Here is an 818-nt window from a genome sequence, read left to right on the forward strand (position 1 = left end):
ATTTGGCCGTATTCCGTATAGCCAGCGCCTCTTCCGACAACATACTTTCAGTTTGTCTGGACAGCGTAGCAACTGGAGAGGGTGGCGGGACATGGCTAACTTCTTCGTGGATGATCTGAACATCTTCAGTATCGGATTCAAGGTCGGGTGTGGAGAGATCCCGAATAGCCATCTCCACGGTCTCTCCACCCATCATTGCGCCGGTGGGGTCAGAGTGTGTTACGGGGGAAGATCCGCTGTATATGTAGCCTGACATGAACTGCCTGGCGGGGTCTGGCTCCACGAACCGGCTCAACCGGTAGGAGAGTTCGCGGTACTGTAGCGTTATCAGGTCTCCGCTGTAGGGTGCGGTCGCGTACTGTGGCGACGGGCTACCGGGTACGGCCTGTAGCAGGAGGGCAAGCAGGATCCACAGTTTCATCGTTTCCGCTTCCAGGGTAGCCATGACCACCTGCTTTTTGGTGCAGTCTTGGGCATCAGGCTACGGTGTGTCTCATGTAGCGCTTGCAGCACCTGCGGATCCTGCTGTGCGAAGTAGATGAAGCCCATGTTGTCATACCGGGTAATGGCCCGGTCCAGATCCCGGAAGTAGGCTCCTGCCTGCTCCCGTCCTCGGGTTATGGCTTCGTCATACTTCGCGACACACCCAGCCATCCGATCTGCGGAATCTCGCAGTAAGGAGTATAGGTCCTTAGAGTCATCCTGGAAGCCTGCTAGTGGTGAGCGTATGCCGCGCATCTTTATGATTTTAGGGTCGGCAAGGAACGCCATACGCCGGTTGTACTCGGATAGTACGTGGTTTCTGCGACGGACAAGTG

General features: G+C 56.2%; 2 protein-coding genes. Both read right to left on the reverse strand.

Annotated features, from left to right (window positions below; translation table 11 throughout):
• Positions 1–445: hypothetical protein (locus ACOCD2_RS23025; RefSeq protein ID WP_419626217.1), on the reverse strand; the 445-nt coding region annotated here is incomplete at its 3' end.
• A complete protein-coding gene (locus ACOCD2_RS23030; protein ID WP_293675246.1) occupies positions 418–654 on the reverse strand; it encodes a hypothetical protein in 237 nt (78 codons plus the stop codon). The genes ACOCD2_RS23030 and ACOCD2_RS23025, both read right to left, overlap by 28 nt.
• Positions 655–818 lie beyond the last annotated feature (164 nt).

Source organism: Thiolapillus sp. (assembly GCF_048562965.1).
In the GTDB taxonomy this organism is placed as follows: Bacteria; Pseudomonadota; Gammaproteobacteria; order Chromatiales; family Chromatiaceae; genus Thiolapillus; species Thiolapillus brandeum_A.

What these genes read in the sequence shown, in the direction of transcription:
- ACOCD2_RS23030 (WP_293675246.1), bottom strand. Translation starts at nt 654, where the DNA reads ATGGCTGGGTGTGTCGCGAAGTATGACGAAGCCATAACCCGAGGACGG.